The following is a 24,276-nucleotide window of genomic DNA, read 5'->3' on the forward strand; positions in this document are numbered from 1 at the left end:
GACTTACCGGCTGCCATAAGCCTGGTCGAGCAGGCCGCCGGCGGCGAAATGCTCCTTTTGGACCTTGTCCCAACCGCCGAAGACGTCTTCCACCGTCAACAGGCGCACGTCCGGAAAATCTGCCTTGTATTTGGCCGCGACAGCCGCGTCGCGTGCGCGCAAGCCATTGTCGGCGGCGATGCCCTGGCCCTCGGGCGTATAGAGGAAGTCGAGATAGCTCTTGGCCAGATCGCGCGTGCCATGCTCGTCGGCGACCTTGTCGACGATCGCTACCGGGAATTCCGCCAGAAGGCTGACGGAAGGCGTGACCTGCTCGAATTTGTCGTCGCCATATTCCTTGCGGATGCCGCGCGTCTCGGATTCGAAGGTGATCAGCACGTCGCCGATCTCGCGCTGCACGAAGGTGGTGGTCGCGGCGCGCCCGCCAGTGTCGAAGATCGGCACGTTGTTGAACAGCTTGGTGATGAATTCCTTCACCTTGGCGTCGTCGCCCTTGAAGGCTTCCTTGGCGTAGGCGGTGGCCGCGAGATAGGTGTAGCGCGCATTGCCCGACGTTTTCGGATTGGGGAAGATCACCTGCACGTCGTCGCGCACGAGATCGTTCCAGTCCTTGATGTGCTTGGGGTTGCCCGCGCGGACGAGAAACGAAGGCAGCGAATAGAAGGGCGAGGCGTTGGCGGGAAAATCCTTCTGCCAGTCAGCCGAGACGAGGCCCCTCTTGACCAGGAAGTCGACGTCGGTGACCTGGTTGAAGGTGACGACATCGGCACCGAGGCCTTCAGCGATGGCACGCGCCTGCGCCGACGTACCGGCATGCGACTGGTCGATGCTCACAGCCGGGTGCTTGGCGATGAAGGCCTTGTTGACCTGCACGAAGAGTTCGCGGCCGACGTCATAGGAGGCATTCAGCAGCTTGTCGGCCGACCACGCTTGGGAGGATGCGAGGAGAAGGCCGGCGGCAACGGCAACGCCGATGAAAAATCGCTTCATGAAAAGGCTCCGGATGTCATGCTCTACTATCATTATCGGACCATAGCCGGGGTGCGGCGAGGTATAGATTCAGGGCTTGGCGGCTGCTGCTAGAAAACCGTTTCCCAAACAGGCACATCGTAGGTTTTTCTTTCAAGTAGAATCATCTTTTTGAGGCCGTCCTCTTCAGTCTCTTCCGAAGAGAGGCGACAAATGGATACACATTGTGTATGCGGCATGTTATGACGAGTGAAAGGAGTCTTCCATGGCGAAAGCCGCACCCGAAACCCATGCCAAGCCTGTCAATCTGCGCATCCGAGAGGACGTACGCATACTGATTGACCGTGCCGCAAAGATACGCGGGAAAACCCGCTCTGACTTCATGATCGACGTCGCTTATCGTGCGGCCGAGGATACGCTGCTCGACCAAACATTGATCAAGGTGGATCCCGAGAGTTACCGGCATTATCTCGACATCCTCGATGAACCGCCAAGCGGGGAAGGTTTTGCACGCCTTATGAACGTGCCCAGGCCGTGGCGGGACTGATGCCGTCGGCGCCCACGCCGCTGGCCGAAGACCACGATCTCGAACTTTTCCAAAGCGGAACAGAAAGCCTCGACCAATGGCTTCGCCGTCGGGCACGGGCCAACCAGGTCAGTGGCGCATCACGTACTTATGTGATGGCGGAAGGCACACGCGTTGTCGGCTACTATTGCTTGTCTTCGGGCGGGCTTGATCTGGCGGAAGCGCCCGGCATTATTCGCCGCAACATGCCAGATCCCATTCCAATGGTTGTGCTCGGACGTCTCGCGGTGGATGCAAGCTGGCAAGGGAAAGGGCTAGGCGCTGCGCTTCTGCAAGACGCCGTCCTGCGCTCCAGTCAAGCCGCGACGATCCTCAGGATTCGCGGAATTTTTGTTCACGCCATATCGGATGAAGCGAAAGCCTTTTACGAGCACTACGGCTTTGCGGCTTCCCCGAAAAATCCCATGATCTTGTTGTTGTCGTTGAAAGGCCAGTGAAAGGGTAAGCGACCGCTACTGGACCAGGATATTCCCTGGTGACGAGATTTCACAGTGGTCCGATCGCTATGCAGTCGGAAACAGCTTCCAGCGCCCAGGCCGGAATGCCACGCGGCTCTTCTGCGCCGCCGGATGACCAATCGGCAATTCTATCTCGACCCGCTGACGCTCGCCGCCGATCTCAAGCTCGACGCGCCGTGTGCCGGCGACGCGGCGGCTGGCGGCCACGGTGCCGGCGATGCAGCCGCTGCAGCCGTCCAGCAGTTCGACATCGTGCGGACGGAAGTAAAGCATCGCATCGCCCTCGGACGCGTGCGGCGCCGACAATCCGATCGGACGGTCGGCCAGCCAGATCTCGCCATTCTCGACTTTGACCGGAAGGGAGCTCGATTCGCCGATAAAGCCGTAGACGAAGGGCGAGTTCGGTGTGTCGTAGATGTCGTCGGCGGTACCGACCTGCTCGATGCGGCCCTGGCTCATCACCACGACGCGGTCGGCAAGCTCAAGCGCCTCTTCCTGATCGTGGGTGACGAAGACGGTGGTGTGGCCGGTGGCGTCATGGATTTCCCGCAGCCAGCGGCGGAGTTCCCGGCGCACCTGCGCGTCGAGCGCGCCGAACGGCTCGTCGAGCAGCAGCACCTTGGGTTCGATCGCCATGGCGCGGGCGAGCGCCACGCGCTGGCGCTGGCCGCCCGAAAGCTGCGCGGGGTAGCGCTTCTCCAGCCCTGAAAGCTGGACGAGATCGAGAAGCTCGGACGCACGGCGGCGGATCTCCGCTGCCGGCGGCCGCGTCGGCCCGTGCCGCACCTTGAGGCCGAAACCGATATTGTCGGCAACCGTCATGTGGCGGAACAGGGCGTAGTGCTGGAAGACGAAACCGACATTGCGCTCCTGGATCGATTTCTGCGAAGCGTCCTCGTCACCAAAGAAGATTTTTCCACGCGTTGGACGCTCCAGCCCGGCGATCAGCCTGAGCAAGGTCGTCTTGCCGGAGCCGGACGGGCCCAGCAAAGCGATCAGTTCGCCCGACTTGATGTCGAGCGAGACATCGTGGAGCGCCGGAAAACGCTCGAATTCCTTGCGCACATTGGCAACGCGAACTTCCATGCAATGAACCTTCTAATGCCCGCGCGTCGCGGCGAGTTCGGCGCCGTAGCGCATCTCGAGCAGTGTTTTCAAGACCAGCGTGACGAGCGCCAGCCCGGCAAGCAACGAGGCGACGGCGAAGGCGCCGGCGGCGTTGTACTCGTTGTAGAGGATTTCGACATGCAGCGGCACGGTGTTGGTCAGGCCGCGTATGTGGCCCGACACCACAGAAACCGCGCCGAACTCGCCCATGGCGCGCGCATTGCACAGAAGCACGCCGTAGAGCAGGCCCCATTTGACATTGGGCAAGGTCACATACCAGAAGGTCTGCCAGCCATTGGCGCCAAGCGAAAGGGCGGCTTCCTCGTCGCCATTGCCCTGTTCCTGCATCAGCGGGATCAGTTCGCGGGCAACGAAGGGGAAGGTGACGAAGACGGTGGCCAGCACGATGCCGGGCACGGCGAACAAGATCTGGATGCCATGTGCCTTCAGCCACTCGCCGAGCAACCCCTGAGCGCCGAACAGAAGCACGTAGACCAGACCCGAAATGACGGGCGAGACCGAGAAGGGGAGGTCGATCAGCGTGGTCAGGAAGGCTTTGCCCTTGAACTCGAACTTGGCGATCGCCCAGGCGGCCGAGATGCCGAAGACGATGTTGAGCGGTACCGAGATCGCCGCCACCAGCAAGGTCAGGCGAATAGCCGAACGCGTGTCCGCGTCGCTCAGCGATTCCAGGTAGGTGCCAACGCCCTTGGCGAAGGCTTCCTTGAAGACGATGATCAGCGGCAGCAACAGGAAGACGGCGAGAAAGACGAAGACGACGGCCATCAGCACGGCCCGCGCCGGCCGGCTCTCGGTCACCGCTGGCGAGCGGCTTTCATGGAACGGTTCGTAGGATTTGATCTCGGGATCAGCCATAGCGCTTGCGGCTCCATGTCTGCACCAGATTGACGATCAACAGCATGAGGAACGACAGCGCCAGCATGATCGCCGCGGTCGCGGTCGCCGCCGGGTAATTGTATTCCTCGAGCCGGATGACGATCAAAAGCGGCGCGATCTCGGATTTGTAGGGCAGGTTGCCGGCAATGAAGATCACCGAGCCGTATTCGCCGACGCCACGCGCGAAGGCGAGCGAGAAACCGGTGATGATGGCCGGCGCCAGGCCCGGAAACAGCACGCGGGTGATGATCTGGAAGCGGCTGGCGCCAAGCGTGGCGGCGGCTTCCTCAACTTCCTTGTCGATCTCTTCCATGATCGGCTGCACGGTGCGCACGACGAAGGGCAGGCCGATGAAGATCAGCGCGATGACGATGCCCAGCGGCGTGTAGGCGACCTTGATGCCCAGCGGCATCAGCAATTTGCCGATCCAGCCATTCGGTGCATAGAGCGTGGTCAGCGCGATGCCGGCCACCGCCGTCGGCAGCGCGAACGGCAGGTCGACCATGGCATCGACGATACGGCGGCCTGGAAAGCGGTAACGCACCAGCACCCAGGCGACGAGCGTGCCGAAAACGACATTGACGGCAGCCGCGATGAAAGCTGTGCCGAAGCTGATTTCCAGTGCGTTGAGCGTACGGCGGTCGGTGGCGATGGCCCAGAAATCGGTCCAGCCGAGGGCAGCCGAGCGCCAGATCAGCCCGGATAGGGGAATGAGGATGATGAGGGTGAGGTAGGCAAGCGAGAAGCCGAGCGTCAATCCGAAACCCGGAATGACGCTCGGCTGTCTGAACCGCCACCCTGCCTGCGCGGGTGCTATGGTCATGTCGTCCCGATCTGGATTTTAGCTCACTGGGCCGGCCTGTAGATCTGGTCGAATATACCACCGTCGCCGAAATGATAAGGCTGCGCCTTCTTCCAGCCGCCGAAAAGCGGGTCGTCGATGGTGATCAGCTTGATCGGCGGAAGCTTGGCCAGATCATCCGGCGGAACCAGTTCGGGCTTGGACGGCCGATAGTGGTTCTTGGCGATGATCGTTTGACCTTCCTTGGAATAGAGGTAGCTCAGATAGGCCTCGGCCACCTTGCGCGTGCCTTTGCCGTCGACATTGGCATCGACCACGGCCACCGGGGGCTCGGCCAGGATCGAGGTCGGCGGATAGACGATGTCGAAATTGTCGGCGCCAAACTCGTCGAGCGCCAGATAGGCGTCGTTTTCCCAACCGATCAGCACGTCGCCGAGGCCTTTTTGCGCGAAGGTTACGGTCGAGCCGCGCGCGCCGGTGTCGAGCACGGGAGCATTGGCGTAGAGCTTGCCGACGAATTCCTTGGTCTTGGCCTCGTCGCCGCCATCATTGGCGTTGGCATAGGCCCAGGCCGCGAGATAGTTCCAGCGCGCGCCGCCCGAGGTTTTGGGATTGGGCGTGATCACCTGCGTGCCGTCCTTGACCAGGTCGTTCCAGTCGTGGATGCCCTTAGGATTGCCCTTGCGGACAAGGAAGATGATCGTCGAGGTGTAAGGCGCTGAATTGTTTTCGAATTTGGTGCGCCAGTCGGGATTGATCTTCTTGGACTTGGAGACGATGGCGTTGATGTCGCCTTCGAGCGCCAGCGTCACCACATCGGCGTCCAGACCATCGATCACGGCGCGGGCCTGGGCGCCCGATCCGCCATGTGACTGCTGAATGGTCACCGTCTCGCCGGTCTTTGTCTTCCAATGCGCGGCGAAGGCCTCGTCATAGGCCTTGTAGAGCTCGCGCGTCGGATCGTAGGACACGTTGAGAATGGTGGTATCGGCAAACGCGAAACCGAGCGTGCCGAACTGGACAGATGTGGCGACCAGTGCGCCGAACAGTTTCCGGAAATGAGGTTTGGTCATTTCTGCCTCCGTTGAACCCGCGCCAAATCTACCAAATTGATAGAAATAAGATGCATTGAATGTTGCCTTTTTTGTCCTCCTGGAGAAAATCTTCGGCGGCCTGCCCCGGCGTCGGGAAATATTTTCCTCGCGGCCGCCCCGCGCCGGGTCGGCCCGCCAACCGGCCTATCTAGGGTTGCGAGGTTGCCGGGCAAGGTTGCGTTGGGCAGGTTTACTCGGCCGTCACCGGGAAATCGAAGCGCTGCCGGCAGGAAGGGGATCGGCGAAGGCAGCGAAAGAGATTGTCACAACGAACGCTGCCGCAGCTAACGCTACCGACAATCGAGGATTGCGCGAGGCACCCCGTCTGCCCTGCCGGGGCATCTGGCGAACCATCCTTCTATCCCAGGTCTCAAAAGCCAATGCGCTGAATCGCCTGTCCCACTCTATTCAACGAACACTTTCACACTCGCCGCCCGTCCAGCTGCGTCGATGACGGTCAGCGTCGAGTAACCCGCGCCGTCGGGCTGCCATGTCGCGGTGCGGCGACGGTCGAGGCCGATGAGCGGCTTGCCGTTGGCCAGCCAGCGGAACGGCGCGCGACCGCCTTGCAATTTCAGCACCAGTGGCGAGGCGTCGGCCGAGTTGGTGGCGAGATCGACGCGGGCGCCATCCGGCGGGAAAATGATGGTCGGCGCGGGTTCGGTCGGCGTCGCCTGCACCAGGCCATCCGCGCCGGCGCCGAAGCGGGCAAGCGTCACGGGCAGTTCCTCGCGCTTGGGGGTGAAGGCGCCAGGCGGCTTGCCTGGCAGCGGCACGGTTGCCAGGCCAGAGCGGACAAAGCCCTCGAACAGGATCGGGGCGGCCGAGACATAGCCCGAGAGGCCCGGCACCGCGCCGGCATCGGGCCGGCCGACCCAGACCCCCAGCACGTAGCGGCCGTCAAAACCAACCGACCAGGCGTCACGGTAGCCGTAGGAGGTGCCGGTCTTGTAGGCAATGCCGCGTTGCAAGGCGCCTTCGGGCGGCTTCACACCGGACAGAATGTCGACGATCTGCCAGTTGGCCTGGTCGTTGAGGATGGTGGTTGTCGAACTCGCGGCACTGGCCGGTTCGGTGCCGTCGCGCAGCGAGTGCGTCTTGCCGCCATTGGCGAGCCCTGTGTAGAGCTGGACGAGGTCGCGCAGCGTGACGCCGACGCCGCCGAGGCCGATGGCCAGGCCCGGCGCTTCGTTGACCGGCAGGATCGGGTTGACGCCGCCCTGGCGGAAGCGCGCGGTCAGCCGCGCCGGGCCGACCGCGTCGAGCACGCGGATCGCCGGCACGTTGAGCGACAATTGCAGCGCCTGACGGATGCTGACATCGCCCTGATAGCCCATGTCGAAATTCTTCGGCCTATAGCCACCGAAATCGACCGGACTGTCCTCGATCAACGTTTCCTGCGCCACCAGTCCCTGCTCGAAAGCGAGGCCGTAGATGAACGGCTTCAGCGTCGAGCCGGGCGAGCGCACGACCTTGGTCATGTCGATCCAGCCGGAACGGCTGGAATCGAAGAAATTGGCCGAGCCGACTTCGCCCAGAATGTCGCCGGTGCGTGCGTCGGCCAGCACCATGGCGACGGACAGACGCGGCCCGAGCTTTGTCGCTGCGTCGCGCGCTACCTGTTCCAGTCCCTGCTGGACGCTTTTGCGGATGGTCAGCTTGAGCGGCTGACCGGGAACGGCCCTGGGCAGCATCGCATAAGCGGCATGCGCGGCAAGCGCCGGCAAGGTACGGCGCAGCCCCGACACATCGTCGAGTGCCGCGCGTGCCGCCTCGCGTTCGCCGATCAGGCCTGACGAGACCATGCGGCTCAGCACACGATCGCGCGCTGCATGGGCGATCTGGAGATTGCGGTCAGGCCGGCGCTTCTCCGGCAATTGCGGGAGAGCGACGAGAAGCGCGGCCTCTGAAACCGTCAGCCGCTTCGGTTCCTTGCCGAAATAGGCGAGCGAAGCGGCGCGCACGCCTTCCAGATTGCCGCCATAGGGCGCCAGCGTCAGGTAGCGCTCGAGGATCTCGCGTTTGGACAGCCGCCGCTCGATCTGGATGGCGCGCAACATCTGCTTGATCTTGGAGCCGACGCTGCGGCTCTCGCGCGGCTCGATCAGGCGGGCGAGTTGCATCGACAGGGTCGAGCCGCCGGAAACGATATGGCCGGTGGTGGCGAACTGGCCGGCGGCGCGGGCCAGCGCCAGCACATCGACGCCCTCATGGTCCCAGAAGCGCTTGTCCTCATAGGTGACCAGCATGTCGACAAACTGCTTGTCGACCTGGTCGAGCCGGGTTTCGAGCCGCCAGTAGCCGTCCGGCGTGGCGAAGGCGCGCAGCAACTGGCCGTCGCGGTCCTGGACTTCGGTCGAGACAGTGAGCGTCGCCGGCAATGGTGGCGGAAAAGCGCGGTCGAGTTCCCAGAGGGAAGCGACGGAAAGGGCAAGGACGCCGGCGCAGGAAGCCAGCGTTATGGCTGCACCGCGAAGGAATTTTCTGGAGAGCATGGTGCTGCCCCTCATCCGCCTGCCGGCACCTTCTCCCCGTATAGTGACGGGGAGAAGGGACCTGTCGCGGCGGTCGACGCTAGCCCCTTTCTCCCCGTCACTATACGGGGAGAAATGCCCGGCAGGGCAATGAGGGGCAGCGCGATCGTCCTGTTCATCTTCACAGCGCCTTACGGCGCCTTGATCTCCATCATGCCGGTGGCGGTGCGGGCCGAATATTGCGGCCGGTACATGTCCTCAACCGTTGCCGCCGGATGGGCGTAGGTGCCCGGGGTCACGGCGCGCACGACATAGGCGAGCGTCAGATTGTGGTCGTGGTCGCCGTCGGCCGGGTTGAACGCCGCGACGAAACGGTCGTCGCGGAATTCGAGATGGGCGGCGTCGGTCTGTGCCAGCCAGGAGAAGTTCGACAGCTGGGCGCTGGAGACCAGGCCTGGATTGTCGATCTCGAAGCCGGCCGGCAACAGGTCGGTGACCAGCAGGCGCGACGGCCAGCTGTTCCGCTCGGTGACCTTGAGCACGACGACATAGCGTTCGTTCTGGGTTGCCTCCGTCACATTGGCTTCGGTGCCGTCGAGCTTGTAGTAGGTGCGGCTGATGGTGAAACCATCGCCACCGGCCGGCAAAGGCTGGATCGGCGAGGCCACGGTGGTGACGACGGCCTGCAGCGGAGTCTTGCCGGTGTTGGCGATTTCGAGCGGGCTGTCGACCAGGTCGGAGCCGTTGACCTGGTTGGAATAGCCGCCGGAATGCGGCGCGCCATTGACGGTCAACGCGATCGAATCGTTGCCCTCCTTCAGCGCACGCGCCGCCAGCAGCATCCAGGAATCGTCCTGGGTGCTGGTCCAGCGGGCTTCGGCGCGTTTCCTGGTCACCAGCTTGATCAGCTCGGGCACGATCGTCGACACCGGCTTCGATTCCGCCGCCAGCGACAGCATCGCCGCGCCGTCACGCAACGCCGAGCCGTAGTCGGAGCGGTACCAGTCGTAGTCGGTGCTCGACCTGGCGAGCTGCAGCGCGGTCTTGAACGTCGCCTCCGAACGCTGCGTGTCGCCATAGAGCGCCAGGCTCGCCGCCAGCTGGGCGACGGCCATAGGGCTCGAGAAGGCTTCGAGCTGGGTGTCAGCGTAGTAGCGCAGATCGCCGATCGAGGCCTTCTTGTTGCGGGCCAGCACGTAGAGGGCGTAGGCAATCTCGCTGCCGCGGTCCTGTACGCTCTGGTCGTAGCCGAGCGAGTTCTGCAGGTTGTTCAAGGCCTGGTTCATCGCCAGAGCCGGCACGTCGTATTTTTGCTCCCGCGCCCTGGTCAGGAACTCGCTGACATAGGCGTCGAGCCACAGATCGCCGGAGCCTGGTCCCCACAGACCGAAGCTGCCGCTCGAGGACTGGTAGCTCAGGACCTTGTAGATCGCGTCCTGGACGCGGCCGTGCAGGTCAGGGTCGTTTTCCATGCCGACGCCCGATGCCATCTCGTTGACGTAGAGAAGCGGCATGGCACGGCTGGTGGTCTGCTCGGCGCAACCATAGGGGTAGCGATCGAGCGTCATCAGCAGTGAAGGCACGTCGAAGGCCGCCGCCTGCGAAACGCCGACGCTGACCGAAGCGCCCTCAAGCAGGCTGGCCGCCAGCAGTTCCTTGTCGACGCGCAACGCGCCGCCATTGCCCTTGAGGTCGACCACAAGACGCGTGGTGACCGGCAATTGAGCCGGGCGCACCGGCACATAGAGTGTCTGCTCGACCTTGGTGCCGTCGGCGTGCGCCAGCTTGATGGTGAGCGAGGCATTGCCCGCCGTCTTTGCGATCAGCGGCACGGCCAAGGTCTGGCGCTTGCCCTGGGCGAGCGTCAGCTTCTGGGGCAGGGGCTTGTCGCCTGTCGACAGGTCGCCCGTCGTGTCGATCGCCAGCGCGTAGTCGCCGGCGGGGCCGTCGGTGTCGGCTACGTCGAGCCGCATGACGGCGTTGTCGCCAGGCGCCAGGAAGCGCGGCAGGCCGGCGGTGATCACTATGGGATCACGCACGATCACGTCCGACTGGGCATGGCCGACCGCTTCCTTGGTCCAGGCGACAGCCATGACGCGCACGGTGCCGTTGAATTGCGGAATGTCGAAGTCGATCCGTGCCTTGCCGTCGGCATCGAGCTGGACGATGCCGGAGAAGAAGGCAACCAGCTTTTCGGTTGGCGGGCTGCCTTGCGCCTGCATGTTGGCGCCGTCACCACCGGTCCTGAGCTTGCCGGTGGTGCCCAGGGAGCCGTCGATCAGGCGGCCATAGATGTCGCGGATCTCCATGCCTAGCATGCGCTGGCCGAAGAACCAGTTCTCCGGATCCGGCGCCTTGTAGTTGGTCAAGTTGAGGATGCCGACATCGACGGCGGCAACCATGACATAGGCGTTTGTGCCCGGCTGCACGCCGGCCACGGAAACAGGGATCGATAGCTGCTGGCGCGGCACGGTCTTGTCCGGCGGCGTGAGCGTGACGGCAAGCTTCTTGGCGCCCGGATCGACCGTCAGCCATTTCACGCCGATTGCGCGGGCGGGCATGCGCGTCTGCTGCGCATCGCCCGGCCGGAACAGGGTTGCCGTTACATAGGCGCCGGCGCCCCAGTCGTCCCCGACCGGGATGTCGACGGTGCTGCCGCCGGCCGGCACGGTCGCCGTGATGGTCTTCAGCAGCTTGTCGGAGCCGATGTTGATCAGAAGCTCGCCGGCAAAATGCGGCGAGATTTTCAGCTTGGCCACTTCGCCCGCGGCATAGTTATCCTTGTCGAGGGCAATCTCCAGGCCGTCAGGCGTTTCGGTGGTGGTCGAGGCGACATACCAGCCGGCGTCGAACTCATAGCTGGTCGCCGGTCCCTCGGGGTCCGATGTCTCGACTTCGAGCCTGTACTGGCCCCAGTCGACAGGTACCGAGACCGTGGCGTCGCCATCGGCGTTGAGGTCGATCTGGCCGTTGGCGATCGACTTGGTCAAGCTCACCGGCTCGTAGTTCCAGGAGTTGTTGGAGCGGTACCACTGGTAATTGCGTTCGACCTTGACCAGCGTCCACTGCGCGCCTTTCAGCGCCTCGCGCTTGCCGTCGGGATCGACGGCGATCAGGCTGAACTTGGCGGTGCCCCCCTGCGGCACTTCACCGTCGGCGAAATCCGGACGGATGCCGATCATATGGCCTTGCGGACGGATGCCGATGTTGAGCGAGCGCTCGATGGCGCGGCCACCAGTTTCGCGCATGCGCACCGTTATCTTGCCGTTGACCAGCTTGGTGGTCGATGGCAACTGGTCGACGCTAACAGGGAAGGTCGCCTTGCCGTCATCGCCAACCACCGGCAGATCGGTGAGCGGCGTGACCGTCGGCTGCGCCGACTGCTCGTCGGCGAGGCCGAAGGAAAAGTGGGGGAAGCGGTCCCAGTCGCGCGACGTCGACAGCGTCAATTCGCCTTCCAGCGCCAGGCCCGCCGCCGGCGCGCCATAAAGGAAGCGGCCGTCAATGTCGATGTTGGCGGTTTCGCCCCGCGCAATCTCCTGCTTGTCGGCCTTCATGTCGAATTCGATGCGATCCGGCACGAAGTCCTCGACCAGGAACATCTGGCTGGCAACCTCCGGCTGCTTGGGGTCGGTGTATATCGACACCGACCATGTGCCGCGCATGGCGTTGGGTTCGAGCGGCAGGTCGACGGCGTGGCCGCCGGCCGATGCGCCGTCGCTGACGATGCGGCGATCCTCGACGCCATCGGGGCGCGAGAAGATGAAGGTCAGCGGCAGGTTCTCGACCGCCTTGGCCGCGCCGTCGCGGGCAAGGGCGGCGACATGGACGTCCTCGCCGGCGCGGTAGATGCCGCGCTCGGTCCAGGCATAGACGTCGAGCGCGCCCGGTGCGGCGCGTCCGGTGACGCCACGGTCGGACAGGTCGAAGCCGGCCTTGGCCATGTCGAGGAAGACGAAATCATTGTCGCCCTGCTTGGCCATCAGCACGGCCGGCACCATGCCGCCGTCACCGCGCGTTAGGCCGGGGTTGAAGACGGCGTGGCCGTTCGCATCCGATGTCGCGGTTCCGAGAACCTCGTTGTTGCGGGCAACCAGCGTCAGTTCGGCTCCGGCAATCGGCTTGGCGCTGCCCAGCGAACGGGCAAAGACGTTGAGCCCGTCCTGGCCGGTATAGGTCGACAGGCCGATGTCGGAGACGACGAACCACTGCGTGGCCAGCGAGCCGTAGTCGTCGCTCTTGTCGTTGACGGGCTGCGCGGTCAGCACATAGACGCCGGGCTTGCGCTGCGGCAGCGCTTCGTCGACCGGGAAGGAGGTGGTGACTTCCTTGTTGAGGTCATTGACGATGTCGAGCTGGCCCTGCCAGACCGGCGCGCCGATCTGCTCGGAAATGTTGGAGATGTCATAGCCGTCGAGCTGGTGCAGGAACTGGTAACCCGACAGAAGCTGCGCCAGCGAACGGTCGCCGATGCGGTACAGCTTCATCTCGGCGCCATTCATGTTGACGGTGACGATCGGGATGCCGCGGCGCGCGCCTGCCGGCAGCACGAAGCTGTCGCCGGTGAAGCGGGCGGACGGCGCGCGATCCTGCACATAGATCGACAGCACCACGGGGACGGCGGTCACTTCGCCGATCGCGGCCGGCAGGCCGGCGCGGAAGGTCACGTCATAGTGCTGGCCGTGTTCGAGCCCTTCGACGCAGATCTGCTTGTCCTTGGCCTCGACGCCCTTCGGCGGCGCGTTGTCGACGGTGACGAACTGCGCGTAATCGACGCCGGTCTTGACCAGATCCTCGGAGAATTGCGCACAAATGCGCGGTGCGCTGGTGTCGGCATCGACAGAGTGATCGATGACACGGAACCCCTTGCGGGCCTTGAGATCGGCATACTCGGCCTGGACCGCGGGCGAACTTTCCAGAGCAAGGCTGGCTTCATAGGCTTGCAGCGCCGGGCGGTAGAGATCGCGCTTGTCGAGACCATTGCCGAGCAGCGCCAGCACTTCGGCGCGTGTCTTGGTGGTGCGCAGCAGTTTATAGGCGTTGAAGGCGGCCGATGTGCCGTTTGCGGGCAAAGTCGAGGCTTCGGAGGTGTTGGCGGTGGGCTGCACTGCCAGGGTTTCGCGCGCCAGCTTGAGCCAGAGCTGGCCATCGTCCGGCATGACCGAGACCGCGGCCTCATATTTCCGCATGGCGGAGCGATGGTCGCCAGCCAATACGGCCTGTTCGGCGGCATTTGTAAGAGCCGCCATGCCCTCGGTCGGCTTGTCAAAGGCCGGGCCAAGCAGCTTGTTGCGGTATTGCTGGGCCTGGTCGGCCATCCAGTTGGGGAAGAAGGCGAGTTCGGGCGGCGCGCCGATGTCCGGGTCCCCGTCGATGTTGACGACCTTGCCGGCGATCGCGCCGATGAAGGATTTCAACTGGTTATAGTCGGATTTGAGAAAGCACCATTTGGCCTTGGTGTTGTAGGTGAAGGCGCGGCAGGCCGGATCGCCGAGACATGTCGTCTTGCACTGGTCGAGCGTGACGTTCTGGTCCGACCTGAGGTCGAAACCGAAATAGTCGGAATTGTCGGTCGTTGCGATGCGCCGGGCCTCGGCCGCTTGCGCGACGCCGTTCCAGGCTAAGGCGGTGGCCCAGGCGAAGAAGAGAAGGACGAGAATCGACAGACCACGAGCCGCGCGCATTGCCATAACACCCCTCCAGACAATTGCAGACGTCCGGGCATGATCAAGCTTCAGTCGGGCTTGTCAACGCGCGAACGCGGCAGGTGCCGCCCGCCAACGGTTTATTTTCCGGCCAAGGACCGGTATGCGACAGTAACCTCCATAGGACAGGGGATCACGCATTCTTGCGGAAACGCAGAAGGTGTGAATTCCAAGCCCGTCCTATTTCAGACAATTGGATTGTGGCCCCTTTACGAGCGCTTCAGAACTTCATTCCAATTTTAGGTTTACGAATTAGGTTGTCTTAATGCCGGCGCATGAAGAGCAGATGTCAGGAGGGACCGCGCCAGGGCGCGTGCTTCCGCGCGCCCTGCTTTTGGCCATGATGTGCTCGTCGGCGCTGCTTTGCGAATCGAGGCCCGCGGCCGCGTTCGAGATTTTCGGCATCAAGCTGTGGGGGTCGTCTAAAGACGAGGACGCTGACATTGTCGATCCCCTGCGCTACGCGGTGACCATCTCCGCACCCGATGCCGACAAGGATCTCGTCAAGAAGCTCGAAAATGCCTCGGCGCTGAAGGGCGACGAGGACCGGCCGGTTTCGGGCTCGCTCGGGCTGATGACCAAGGCGCGCAGCGATCGCGAACAGCTGGTGGCGGCGCTTTATGCCGATGCCCGGTATGAAGGCGTCGTCACCATCACCATCGACGGCAAACCGCTCGACGAACTGCCGCCGGACGCAGAATTCAAGGGTCCGCAGCCCATTCCGGTGGCGATCACCATTTCGGCCGGCCCCAAATTCACTCTTGGCAACATCCGGCTGGAGGGCGACGCGGCGGGGCTGATGAGCGCCGATTACGGGCTGATATCAGGTGGCGACGCCGGATCGGGCGCGGTGCTCAAGGCCGAGGCGCTGATCGTGCGGACGCTGATGGAGCAGGGCAGGCCCCTGGCCAAGGTGACCGACCGGCAGATCGTCGCCGACCATGCCACATCGACGCTCGACGTGACGCTGACGGTCGCAGCCGGGCCGGTCGCCGGCTATGGCGCGACCACCGTGGAAGGCACCGAGAAGGTCGACCGCGACTTCACCGAATACATGACCGGGCTGAAGCGCGGCAAGCAATACTCGCCGCAGGAGATCAGCGACGCGCGTGACAGGTTGCTGGCGCTCGAGGTCTTCAACAGCGTGACCTTCAAGGAAGCCGACAAGCTCGATGCCGACGGAAACATCCCGATCGGCGTCCAGGTCAGCGAGCGCAAGCCGCGCTATTACGGCCTCGGCGGCACATTTTCCAACACCGAGGGGCTTGGCTTGGAAGGTTACTGGGGCCATCGCAACCTGTTTGGCCGTGCCGAAAAGCTGCGCATCGACGGCGCCATCAGCGGCATCGGCAGCAACAATCTGTCCGAACTGAACTACAATGCCGGCATCATGTTCGAGAAGCCCGGCGTGATCGGGCCGGCGTCGAAGTTCTTCGCCAGCATGAAGACCGTGCTCGAGCATCCGGACGCCTATGACCATTTCTCGGTCAAGGGCAGCGCCGGCCTGTCCTATGAACTCGACAAGAAGCAGACCGTATCGGCCGAGGTCGCGCTCGACTATTCGCGCATCCACGACGCCTTCGGCAAGCACACCTACCTGATCGCCAGCATTCCGCTGCAATATGTCTATGACAACAGGGACAGCAGGTTGAACCCGACCAGGGGCTTCAGGGTGCTTGCCTATGCCGAGCCGAGCTACGACATATTGAGTGGTGCCGCCTTCCTTAAGCTGAAGGGCGAGGGCTCGGCCTATCAGTCGCTGGACACCGCGTCGAAGTTCGTGCTGGCCGAACGTGTCACAGTCGGCTCCATCGTCGGCACCGGGCTGCAGAACGTTCCGGCCGACCGGCGCTTCTATTCCGGCGGCGGCGGTTCGGTGCGCGGCTATGCCTATCAGGGCATAGGTCCGAAGGATTTCACCGGCCAGCCGATCGGCGGCCTCTCCTTCTTCGAAACCTCGGTGGAGATGCGTATCGCCGTCACCGACACGATCGGCATCGTGCCCTTCATCGATGCCGGTACGGTATCGACCAGGTCGGTTCCCAACTTCTCCGACGTCAAGGTCGGCGCCGGCGTCGGGCTGCGCTATGTCACGCCGTTCGGACCGCTACGCATCGACGCGGCCGTGCCGCTCAACCGGGATCCCGGCGACCCGCATTTCGGCATTTATGCCGGCATTGGCCAGGCGTTTTGACGATGAAGACGGTCTGGCGCATCCTTCGCATTGTCCTTTACACCCTGCTGATCGTGGTCGCGGGTGCGATAGGCGCGCTGGTCGTGCTGACCAAGACCGAGCGCGGGCGCGACAACCTCGCCGGCATCATTTCGCGGCTGGCCTCGAGCGACGACCGAAAGGTCACCGTCAGCGGCATCGACGGCATCTGGTCGGGCGCGCTCAGCATCGACCATGTCGTGCTTGAGGATCGCGAGGGCGCCTGGCTGGTGGCGCGCAAGGTGGCCGTCGACTGGTCGCCGACGGCACTTTTGTCGAAAAGCTTCAGCGCCGACCGCATCGCGGCCGAGCGCATCGAGCTTGCACGCCTGCCGGTGGCCGGCACGCAGCCGCCGGCGCAAAGCGGCACGACGACGCTGCCGGTCTCCATCGACATCAAGCAGATCGACCTGCCGGAAATCGCGCTTGGCGAGCAGCTGGCCGGCAGCGGCATCGCCGAGCTCGCGGCCAAGGGAATGCTCAAGGCCGATGCCGCGCCACTGGCGGTCCAGACGGTGCTCAACGTCACCCGCCACGACGGCAAACAGGGCAATGTCGATGCCAAGATCCATTTCGCACCCGCCGACAATAAGCTGGACCTCGACCTCAAGGCGTCGGAACCGGCCGGCGGCATCATTGCCAACCTGCTCAAGCTGCAGGATGCGCCACCGGTCGATATCGTGGTTTCGGGCAGCGGGCCGCTTGCCAACTGGAGTGGAGTCGGCACCTTCCTCGTCGACCATCGGATCGTCACCCAACTCACCGGCCGGCACCAGCTCACCGACAAGGGCAATCATGTCGAGGCGAAGGGCGATGGCGATTTTGCGCGCTTCCTGCCGGAAAACCTGAAGTCGCTGTTCGCCGGCAAGACCAGCTTCGATGTAGCGGGCACCGCCACATCCGCTGGCGGCATCAGCATCGACCGGGCCAGCATCGAGAGCGATGCGGTGCACGGCACCGCCTCCGGCATTGCCGATCCTGCCGGCGCCAGCGACCTGTCGGTCGAACTCGCCGCCAAGGGCCCGCCCGTGGTGATCAGCGTAGGCAGCAAGGCGCAGCCGATCACGCTCGCGATCAAGAACGCCACTGCTCGCGCCTTCGGCGACGGCAAGGCGCCGATCGTCGACATCGGCGCCTCGTTCGTTTCGATCGTCGTCGGCGGCACGCGGCTGGACGATCTGGCGGCGCAGATCCATTCCGATGGTTTCGACATCCAGAATCGCGCCGGCCCGGTTGCCGTCAAGCTGGAGGCGGGCGGCCTGAAAACCGACGTCGCGACGTTGGCGCCGCTGATCACCGGCAAGGTCAACGTCGATCTGGCCGGTTCAATCAGCAAGGACGCCATTGTTGCCATCGATCAAGGTACGCTGCGCTCCGATGCGCTCAATGCGTCGCTGACGGCGACGGTAGCGCTCGCGGACATGTCGATGCAGCTCAAAATGAATGCCGATGCCGTGGCGACCGCGTTCCCGCAGCAGATCGCCTCCGTGCTCGGCGGACGGGTGAAATTCTCGGCCACCGCATCGCGCGATCCGCAAGGTTCCTTCGCCGCGAACTCCATCGAACTCACTTCGGGATCGCTCAGCGCCAGCGGTACGGCCAGCATGCAAGGCACGGACATCCAGGCCGACATCAAGGGCAAATTGGGTGACGTTTCGGTGTTGTCGCCGACGGTCGGCGTGCCGGTTGCCGGCGGGGTCGATTTCGCGCTGTCGGCCACCGGCGCGATCACCGCGCCGGATTTCACTGTCAGCGCCGGCAGCGACAGCCTGACCGCTTCGGGCCGCACGGTGAAGGCCATCAAGCTGACCGCGAGCGGCAAAGCCGACATAACGAACCCTTCCGCCAACGTCTCGCTGACCGGCGCCGTCAACGACCAGCCGCTCGACATCAAGGCGGCGCTGGTGACCAGCGAGGGTAAGCGTTCGATCAACGGCTTCCTTGTTTCGCTGGGCGACAACAAGGTCTCGGGCGACCTGGCGCTCGACGACAAGTTCATGCCCTTGGGCATGCTGACGCTCGCCGCGCCTGCCATCGACCAGTTGGCCGCGCTTGCCGGCCAGGCGGTGACCGGCGACATCAACGGCACCATCTTGTTCGCCAAGGATGGCGACGCGCCTTCCATTGCCATCGATGCCAAGAGCACGTCGGTCGCGCGCGGCGAGGTGACGGCCAAGGCGATCGCCATCAATGCGCTGGTCGCCAATTATCTCAAGGCGCCGGCGATCTCGGGCACCATCAAGGCCGATGCGGTCACTTCGGGGAGCACCGAAATCAGCGGCATCGGCGTCGATCTCAAGCGAGACGGCGACTGGACCGATTTCACCGGCGGCGCCACGATCGCGGGCATTCCGGCGACCGCTGCCGGTCGGGTGAAGATCACCGAGGGCACCACCAGCGTCGAGATCGCCTCGGGCGAAGCCACCATTCGCGGCATCAAGGCGGAGATTGCCGAACCGTCGGCTCTGACCATCGCCGACGGCACGGCCAAGATCGACAAGCTGGCGCTCGATATTGGCGGCGGCAAGGCGGCGCTGTCGGGCAGCGCCGGCGAGACCCTCGATCTTGCGGCACAGGTCTCCGCTTTGCCTGCCGCCCTTGCCAATGCGTTTTCGCCTGGCCTCGATGCCGCGGGAACACTTGACGGTATCGCTGAAGTGAGCGGAGCGCGCGCAGCTCCCGACATCCGGTTCAACGTGAAACTGGCCGGCGCCGAGACCAGCCAGACCCGACAGGCGGGGCTCGGACCGCTCGCCGTCGATGCGGTCGGCAGCTACACGATTGCCGGCGGCGTTGCCGTCGACCACGCCACCCTCTCCGGCGACAAGGTCTCCGGCCAGGCCGCCGGCACCATCAACCCGAACGGGGCCAGCGATTTCGCGATCGATCTGACCTCGTCCGGCCCCAGCCTGCCGCTGACGGTCGGAAGCGCCGAGAGCCCGGTCAAGATCGAGGTCCGATCAGTGTCGGCAAAAATTGCGGGTGACAGCACGCATGCCCGGCTGGACCTTTCCGCGATCCTGCCCTCGGTCGTCACCAACCCTGCGAAGGTGGACGGACTTACCCTGACGCTGCACTCGGATGCGTTCGATCTTAGGAATCGCGCCGGGCCGGTTTCCGGAACGGTGTCGGTGGACAAGGTTGGGCTCGACAATCCAACGATCGCGCCACTCATCGCGGGCAAGGTCACGGCGGCGCTCAACGCCCGGCTGAGCGCCGACGCCGTCGCCATCGACAGCGGCTCGCTGAAAAGCGATGCCCTCAGCAGCCAGGTCGCCGGCCAGGTATCGCTGCGTGACGGTGCCATCGACCTCAACCTGAAGGCGGATGCGCCATCATCGGCCTTGCCAGCGGCGGCACGCGGCATGCTTGGCGACCGCGCCGAGATAAGCGCCACGCTGAAGCGCGAGCCCAACGGCAATCTCAACCTGGGTGGATTGAAACTGACTTCGGGCGCGCTGAGCGCCGACGGGCAGGCAAGCCTTGCCGACAACAAAGTGACCGCCGACATCAGGGGGACGCTAAGCGACATCTCGCCATTGTCGAAGGATGCCAGGGGCGCCATAGCTTTCGCGCTCAGCGCGCAAGGGCCGACCATGGCACCGGACCTGTCGCTTACCGTCAACAGCGACAAGCTCTCGGTGGCATCGCGCGAGATCACCGGATTGAAGCTCACCGCCACCGGCAAGGCCGATGCCGCCAACCCGGCGGCCAATGTGCAGCTCACCGGCATTGTCGCCGGCCAGGCGCTGCAGGGGAGTGCCGTGCTGGCAACCGCCGGCGGCAAGAGCGCCATCAACGGCCTGCTTCTGTCGCTGGGCAAAAACAGGATCTCCGGCGATCTGGCACTGGACGACAAGTTCGTGCCTGAAGGCACCATCTCGCTCGACCTGCCCGATATCGGCCCGCTCGCCGCGCTGGCGCTGGAAAAGGCGGAAGGCGACATGCGCGGCACGATCGCCTTCTCCAGGAAAGGCGCGGCACCCCAAGTCGCCATCAAGGCGGCTACCGCCTCGATCACGCGTGGCGATCTCCAGGCGAAAGCCGTTTCCATCGATGCGCTGATCGCCAACTATCTCGGCGCGCCAGTCATCTCCGGCAAGATCCGCGCCGACACCGTCACATCGGGCGGCACCCTGATCAGCGGCATCGATGTCGATTTGAAGCGCGATGGCGATTGGACCGGCTTCTCCGGCGGCGCGACGGTCAAGGGCATTCCGGCAAGGGCAGCCGGCCGCGTGAAGGTGGCCGGCGGCACCACCACCATCGAGCTCGCTTCGGGGCAGGCGACCGTCCAGGGCATCAAGGCGGCCATCGCCCAGGCCTCGACCGTCAGCATCGCCAACGGCACGACGACGCTGGACAGGCTGGTGCTCAACCTTGGCGGCGGCACCGCGACGGTAACCGGCAAGGTCGGGCAGGCGCTCGACATCAATGCAGTGCTGGCGCGCGTGCCGATGTCGCTCGCCAACAGTTTCTCGCCCGGGCTCGATGCCGCGGGTTCCATCTCCGGCACGGTGAAAGTGACGGGCGCACCAGCGAGCCCCGCCGTTGCCTTCAACATAGACGCGGCCGGCGTGCAGACATCGCAGACCCGTGGCGCGGGCGTCGGCGCGGTGAGTGTTTCCTCGTCCGGCACCTTCGCCGGCAACAAGCTGGCCTTCAATGCCAATATCAGCGATGGGGCTGGCCTTGGCCTCAAGGGCGGCGGCACGGTGACGACAGCGGGCACGCCGGCGCTGGCGCTCGACTTCAACGGTGCCGCGCCATTCGGCCTGCTCAGCGAGAAGCTTGCCGCACAGGGCCTGTCGTTGACCGGCAATGCCAACGTCAATGTTCAGGTGCGCGGTCCGGCGACATCGCCCGTGATCGGCGGCAGCGTCAAAACCTCGGGCGCGCGGCTGGTCGACGCACGCTCGGGCCTTGCCGTCAACGATATCGCGGCCGATGTCTCGATAGGCAACGGCGTCGCCAGGATCAATCGGTTGACCGGGACGCTGTCGACGCGCGGCAGCCTGTCGGCCAGCGGTACGGTCGGCATCAATCCGGCGCAAGGGTTCCCGGCCGACCTGTCGATCAAGCTCACCGATGGCCGCTACACGGATGGACGCGTGGTGACCGCCAACCTTGGCGGCGACCTGACGATCAAGGGGCCGCTCACTTCGGCACCTGCGATTGCCGGCACCGTCAACCTGGCCAAGACCGTCATCACGGTTCCAGACAAACTGCCGGGCTCGCTCTCGGCGCTCGACGTCAAGCACAAGAATGCGCCAGGCCCGGTCAGGGCGCAAGATAAGGCGCTGCGCCCGGCGACGACCAGCGGCAAGAGCGGCGGCAGCGGCCTTGCGCTCGACGTCACGGTCAATGCGCCGAACCAGATCTTCATCCAGGGCAGGGGTGTCGACGCCGAACTCGGCGGCTCGCTCAAACTAACCGGCCCGGCCTCGTCGCCGCAAGCCGTCGGCACCTTCACCTTGCAGCGCGGCCGGCTGTCGATCCTTGGCAAGCGGCTGACCTTCACCGAAGGCACGGTCGGGTTCTCCGGCTCGCTGGTGCCCTATCTCAACCTGACCGCGACGACGACCACGACCGGCGCAACCGTCACCATCGTGGTCTCGGGCGAGGCGACCAATCCGAAATTCACCTTCAGTTCGGTGCCGGCGCTGCCGGAAGATGAAGTGCTGGCGCAGCTGATCTTCGGGCGGTCCATGTCGAACCTGTCGCCGCTGCAGATCGCGCAGCTGGCCCAAGCGGCCGGGCAACTGGCTGGTGTCGGCGGCTCTACGTCGCTGCTGGAGAATCTGCGCAGCGCCATTGGCGTCGACGATCTCGACGTCACCACCGATGAGAAGGGTGGCACGGCGGTCTCGGCCGGCAAGTACCTGAACGACCGCACCTACGTGACGATCCAGAAGGGCGACAAGCCGGGTTCAGGCAAGGCGACCGTCGATCTCAATGTCGGGCGCGGCGTTAAACTGCGCGGTGAGGCTACGGACGCCGGCGAAGCCAAGGGCGGCATCTTCTACGAGAAGGAATATTGAGGGTCTGGCCCTTGTCCTGGCCGCAACTGGCGCTGTCGTAACCGGTGCGAATGTCTCAGTTTAATCGCCAAAAGAGATTTTGGCGAAATCTGGGCGCACTAGCAATTTTGCGCCAAGACTGTCGCTATCGCGCGAACCGCTCCCCTCCCAAAGTTGCACATTCGCTAACATGTTCCCAATCCACGCCGTCTTTGACATCATGGCCCGGATGCGGAATGTTAATCGGCGGAAAGCCAACAATGGGAGTTAGTCATGACAATCTATAAGAGCAACGGCGACAGCGTTCCGGATCACATCCTGGCGATGGCCGAAGAAGCCAAGTCGGGCAAGGTCGATCGCCGCGAATTCCTCGCGCTCGCCAGCGTCTTCGGCGCGTCGACGGCCATGGCCTACGGCCTGCTCGGCCTAGCCGCTCCGACCCCGGCTAAGGCCGAGGACGTCAAGGGCAAGAAGGGCGGCGTGCTGAAGGTGGCGATGTCGATCAAGGATCCCAAGGATCCGCGTACCGCCGACTGGTCCGAGATTTCCAACGCCGAGCGCCAGGCGCTCGAGCCGCTGGTGAAATATACCAAGGAGTACACCTTCGCGCCATATCTGCTGGCAAGCTGGGACATCAACGACGACGCGACCGAATACACGCTGCATGTGCGGCCTGGCGTCGAATGGAACAATGGCGACAAGTTCACCGCCGACGACGTGATCTACAATTTCTCGCGCTGGGCCGACAAATCAGCGGAAGGCAACTCGATGCCGGGACGCCTCGGCAGCCTCGTCGACGAGAAGACCAAGAAGTTGCGCGAAGGGTCCGTGGTCAAGGTCGACGACATGACCGTCAAGTTGAAGCTGTCGAAGCCCGACATCGCCATCATCCCGAACCTGTGCGACTATCCCGGCCTCGTCGTCCACAAGACCTTCGACGAGAAGGGCGCGAACTTCAAGAACTGCCCGATCGGCACCGGTCCGTTCGAGCTCGTCTCCTATGATGTCGGCCAGAAGGTGGTCTACAAGCGCCGCACGACCGGCAAGTGGTGGCAGGGCGAGGCCTTCCTCGATGGCGTCGAGTTCATCGACTATGGCACCGATCCGGCCGCGACGGTTTCGGCCTTCGAATCGGGCGAAGTGCAGACCAACCACGAAACCACGGCCGATTACGTCAAGATCATCGAAGGCGTCGGCGCGCCGGCATCGGAAGTCGTGACCGCGGCAACCGTGGTCTCTCGCTTCAACGTCAATGCCAAGCCCTATGGCGACCAGAAGGTGCGGCAGGCGATGTGTCTTGCCGTGGACAATTCGGTGGTGCTGCAGCTCGGCTACGGCAATGCCGGCACGCCGGCCGAAAACCACCATGTCGCGCCGATCCATCCGGAATATGTCGAACTGCCGAAGATCAAGCGCGACATGGCCAAGGCCAAGCAGATGCTGACGGAAGCCGGCGTGATCGATTTCGAGCACGAGCTGATCAGTAATGACGAGGACTACCACAAGAACACCACCGACGCGATCGCGGCCCAGCTGCGCGAGGCCGGCATCAAGGTGAAGCGCACCGTGCTGCCGAGCTCGACCTTCTGGAACGACTGGACGAAGTACCCCTTCTCGGAGACCAACTGGAACATGCGTCCGCTTGGCATCCAGGTCATCGCCATCGCCTACCGCTCCGGCGAAGCCTGGAACGAGACGGCCTATGCCAATCCGGACTTCGACAAGAAGGTCAACGAGGCACTCGGCATCGCCGATGCGGAGAAGCGCAAGGTGGTGATGAAGGACATCGAGACGATGCTGCAGGAGTCCGGCATCATCATCCAGCCTTACTGGCGCAAGCTCTACATCAACATCAAGCCCGAGGTGAAGAACCACTCGATGCACCCCACCTACGAGCACGACTTCGGCAAGGTCTGGCTCGATCAGGCGTGACCCACAGCTTGACGAATACG

General features: G+C 64.0%; 12 protein-coding genes. 5 read left to right on the forward strand and 7 right to left on the reverse strand.

Annotation, left to right across the window (positions count from 1 at the left end; translation table 11 throughout):
- Positions 1 to 3: 3 nt before the first annotated feature.
- Positions 4 to 990 (reverse strand): sulfate ABC transporter substrate-binding protein, encoded by a 987-nt coding sequence (locus FJ970_RS14830; protein WP_140759071.1) that lies wholly within the window; start codon positions 988 to 990, stop codon positions 4 to 6.
- A gap of 244 nt (positions 991 to 1,234) precedes the next feature.
- Here FJ970_RS14830 and FJ970_RS14835 point away from each other — a divergent pair, with 244 nt between their 5' ends.
- Both FJ970_RS14835 and FJ970_RS14840 read left to right on the forward strand, forming a co-directional pair.
- Positions 1,235 to 1,516 (forward strand): DUF1778 domain-containing protein, encoded by a 282-nt coding sequence (locus FJ970_RS14835; RefSeq protein ID WP_140759069.1) that lies wholly within the window; start codon positions 1,235 to 1,237, stop codon positions 1,514 to 1,516.
- Positions 1,516 to 1,992, forward strand: a complete 477-nt coding sequence (locus FJ970_RS14840; protein ID WP_140759067.1) for a GNAT family N-acetyltransferase — start codon at positions 1,516 to 1,518, stop codon at positions 1,990 to 1,992. The genes FJ970_RS14835 and FJ970_RS14840 overlap by 1 nt, the downstream gene beginning before the upstream one ends.
- Before the next feature lie 66 nt (positions 1,993 to 2,058).
- Here the strand turns inward: FJ970_RS14840 and FJ970_RS14845 are convergent, their stop codons facing one another.
- From FJ970_RS14845 to FJ970_RS14870, 6 genes are all read right to left on the reverse strand, one after another.
- Positions 2,059 to 3,099, reverse strand: a complete 1,041-nt coding sequence (locus FJ970_RS14845) for a sulfate/molybdate ABC transporter ATP-binding protein (protein ID WP_140759065.1) — start codon at positions 3,097 to 3,099, stop codon at positions 2,059 to 2,061.
- Between the two features lie 12 nt (positions 3,100 to 3,111).
- Positions 3,112 to 3,996, reverse strand: a complete 885-nt coding sequence (cysW, locus tag FJ970_RS14850) for a sulfate ABC transporter permease subunit CysW (protein ID WP_140759063.1) — start codon at positions 3,994 to 3,996, stop codon at positions 3,112 to 3,114.
- Positions 3,989 to 4,840 (reverse strand): sulfate ABC transporter permease subunit CysT, encoded by an 852-nt coding sequence (gene cysT, locus FJ970_RS14855; RefSeq protein WP_140759061.1) that lies wholly within the window; start codon positions 4,838 to 4,840, stop codon positions 3,989 to 3,991. Before cysT ends, cysW begins: the two co-directional genes overlap by 8 nt.
- A gap of 23 nt (positions 4,841 to 4,863) precedes the next feature.
- Positions 4,864 to 5,892: a sulfate ABC transporter substrate-binding protein gene (locus tag FJ970_RS14860; RefSeq protein WP_140759060.1), complete on the reverse strand. Its 1,029-nt coding sequence runs from the start codon at positions 5,890 to 5,892 to the stop codon at positions 4,864 to 4,866.
- 425 nt (positions 5,893 to 6,317) lie between these two features.
- Positions 6,318 to 8,408, reverse strand: a complete 2,091-nt coding sequence (gene pbpC, locus FJ970_RS14865) for a penicillin-binding protein 1C (protein WP_140759057.1) — start codon at positions 8,406 to 8,408, stop codon at positions 6,318 to 6,320.
- Positions 8,409 to 8,578: 170 nt separating this feature from the next.
- Positions 8,579 to 14,077 carry an alpha-2-macroglobulin family protein gene (locus tag FJ970_RS14870; RefSeq protein WP_140759055.1) on the reverse strand — a complete coding sequence of 1,833 codons (5,499 nt, stop codon included), beginning with the start codon at positions 14,075 to 14,077 and terminating at the stop codon, positions 8,579 to 8,581.
- A 280-nt stretch (positions 14,078 to 14,357) separates the two neighbouring features.
- Here FJ970_RS14870 and FJ970_RS14875 point away from each other — a divergent pair, with 280 nt between their 5' ends.
- From FJ970_RS14875 to FJ970_RS14885, 3 genes are all read left to right on the forward strand, one after another.
- Positions 14,358 to 16,286: an autotransporter assembly complex protein TamA gene (locus FJ970_RS14875; protein ID WP_140759053.1), complete on the forward strand. Its 1,929-nt coding sequence runs from the start codon at positions 14,358 to 14,360 to the stop codon at positions 16,284 to 16,286.
- 2 nt (positions 16,287 to 16,288) lie between these two features.
- Positions 16,289 to 22,345 (forward strand): translocation/assembly module TamB domain-containing protein, encoded by a 6,057-nt coding sequence (locus FJ970_RS14880; protein WP_140759051.1) that lies wholly within the window; start codon positions 16,289 to 16,291, stop codon positions 22,343 to 22,345.
- Positions 22,346 to 22,597: 252 nt separating this feature from the next.
- A complete protein-coding gene (locus FJ970_RS14885) occupies positions 22,598 to 24,256 on the forward strand; it encodes an ABC transporter substrate-binding protein (RefSeq protein ID WP_140759049.1) in 1,659 nt (552 codons plus the stop codon).
- The last annotated feature ends 20 nt before the right edge of the window (positions 24,257 to 24,276 follow it).

Source organism: Mesorhizobium sp. B2-1-8 (genome assembly GCF_006442545.2).
Taxonomy (GTDB): Bacteria; Pseudomonadota; Alphaproteobacteria; order Rhizobiales; family Rhizobiaceae; genus Mesorhizobium.

Bases quoted from the DNA above. Each gene is read 5' to 3' on its own strand.
- FJ970_RS14830 (WP_140759071.1), bottom strand. From the start codon at position 990: ATGAAGCGATTTTTCATCGGCGTTGCCGTTGCCGCCGGCCTTCTCCTC.
- FJ970_RS14835 (WP_140759069.1), top strand. From the start codon at position 1,235: ATGGCGAAAGCCGCACCCGAAACCCATGCCAAGCCTGTCAATCTGCGC.
- FJ970_RS14840 (WP_140759067.1), top strand. From the start codon at position 1,516: ATGCCGTCGGCGCCCACGCCGCTGGCCGAAGACCACGATCTCGAACTT.
- FJ970_RS14845 (WP_140759065.1), bottom strand. From the start codon at position 3,099: ATGGAAGTTCGCGTTGCCAATGTGCGCAAGGAATTCGAGCGTTTTCCG.
- cysW (WP_140759063.1), bottom strand. From the start codon at position 3,996: ATGGCTGATCCCGAGATCAAATCCTACGAACCGTTCCATGAAAGCCGC.
- cysT (WP_140759061.1), bottom strand. From the start codon at position 4,840: ATGACCATAGCACCCGCGCAGGCAGGGTGGCGGTTCAGACAGCCGAGC.
- FJ970_RS14860 (WP_140759060.1), bottom strand. From the start codon at position 5,892: ATGACCAAACCTCATTTCCGGAAACTGTTCGGCGCACTGGTCGCCACA.
- pbpC (WP_140759057.1), bottom strand. From the start codon at position 8,408: ATGCTCTCCAGAAAATTCCTTCGCGGTGCAGCCATAACGCTGGCTTCC.
- FJ970_RS14870 (WP_140759055.1), bottom strand. From the start codon at position 14,077: ATGGCAATGCGCGCGGCTCGTGGTCTGTCGATTCTCGTCCTTCTCTTC.
- FJ970_RS14875 (WP_140759053.1), top strand. From the start codon at position 14,358: ATGCCGGCGCATGAAGAGCAGATGTCAGGAGGGACCGCGCCAGGGCGC.
- FJ970_RS14880 (WP_140759051.1), top strand. From the start codon at position 16,289: ATGAAGACGGTCTGGCGCATCCTTCGCATTGTCCTTTACACCCTGCTG.
- FJ970_RS14885 (WP_140759049.1), top strand. From the start codon at position 22,598: ATGACAATCTATAAGAGCAACGGCGACAGCGTTCCGGATCACATCCTG.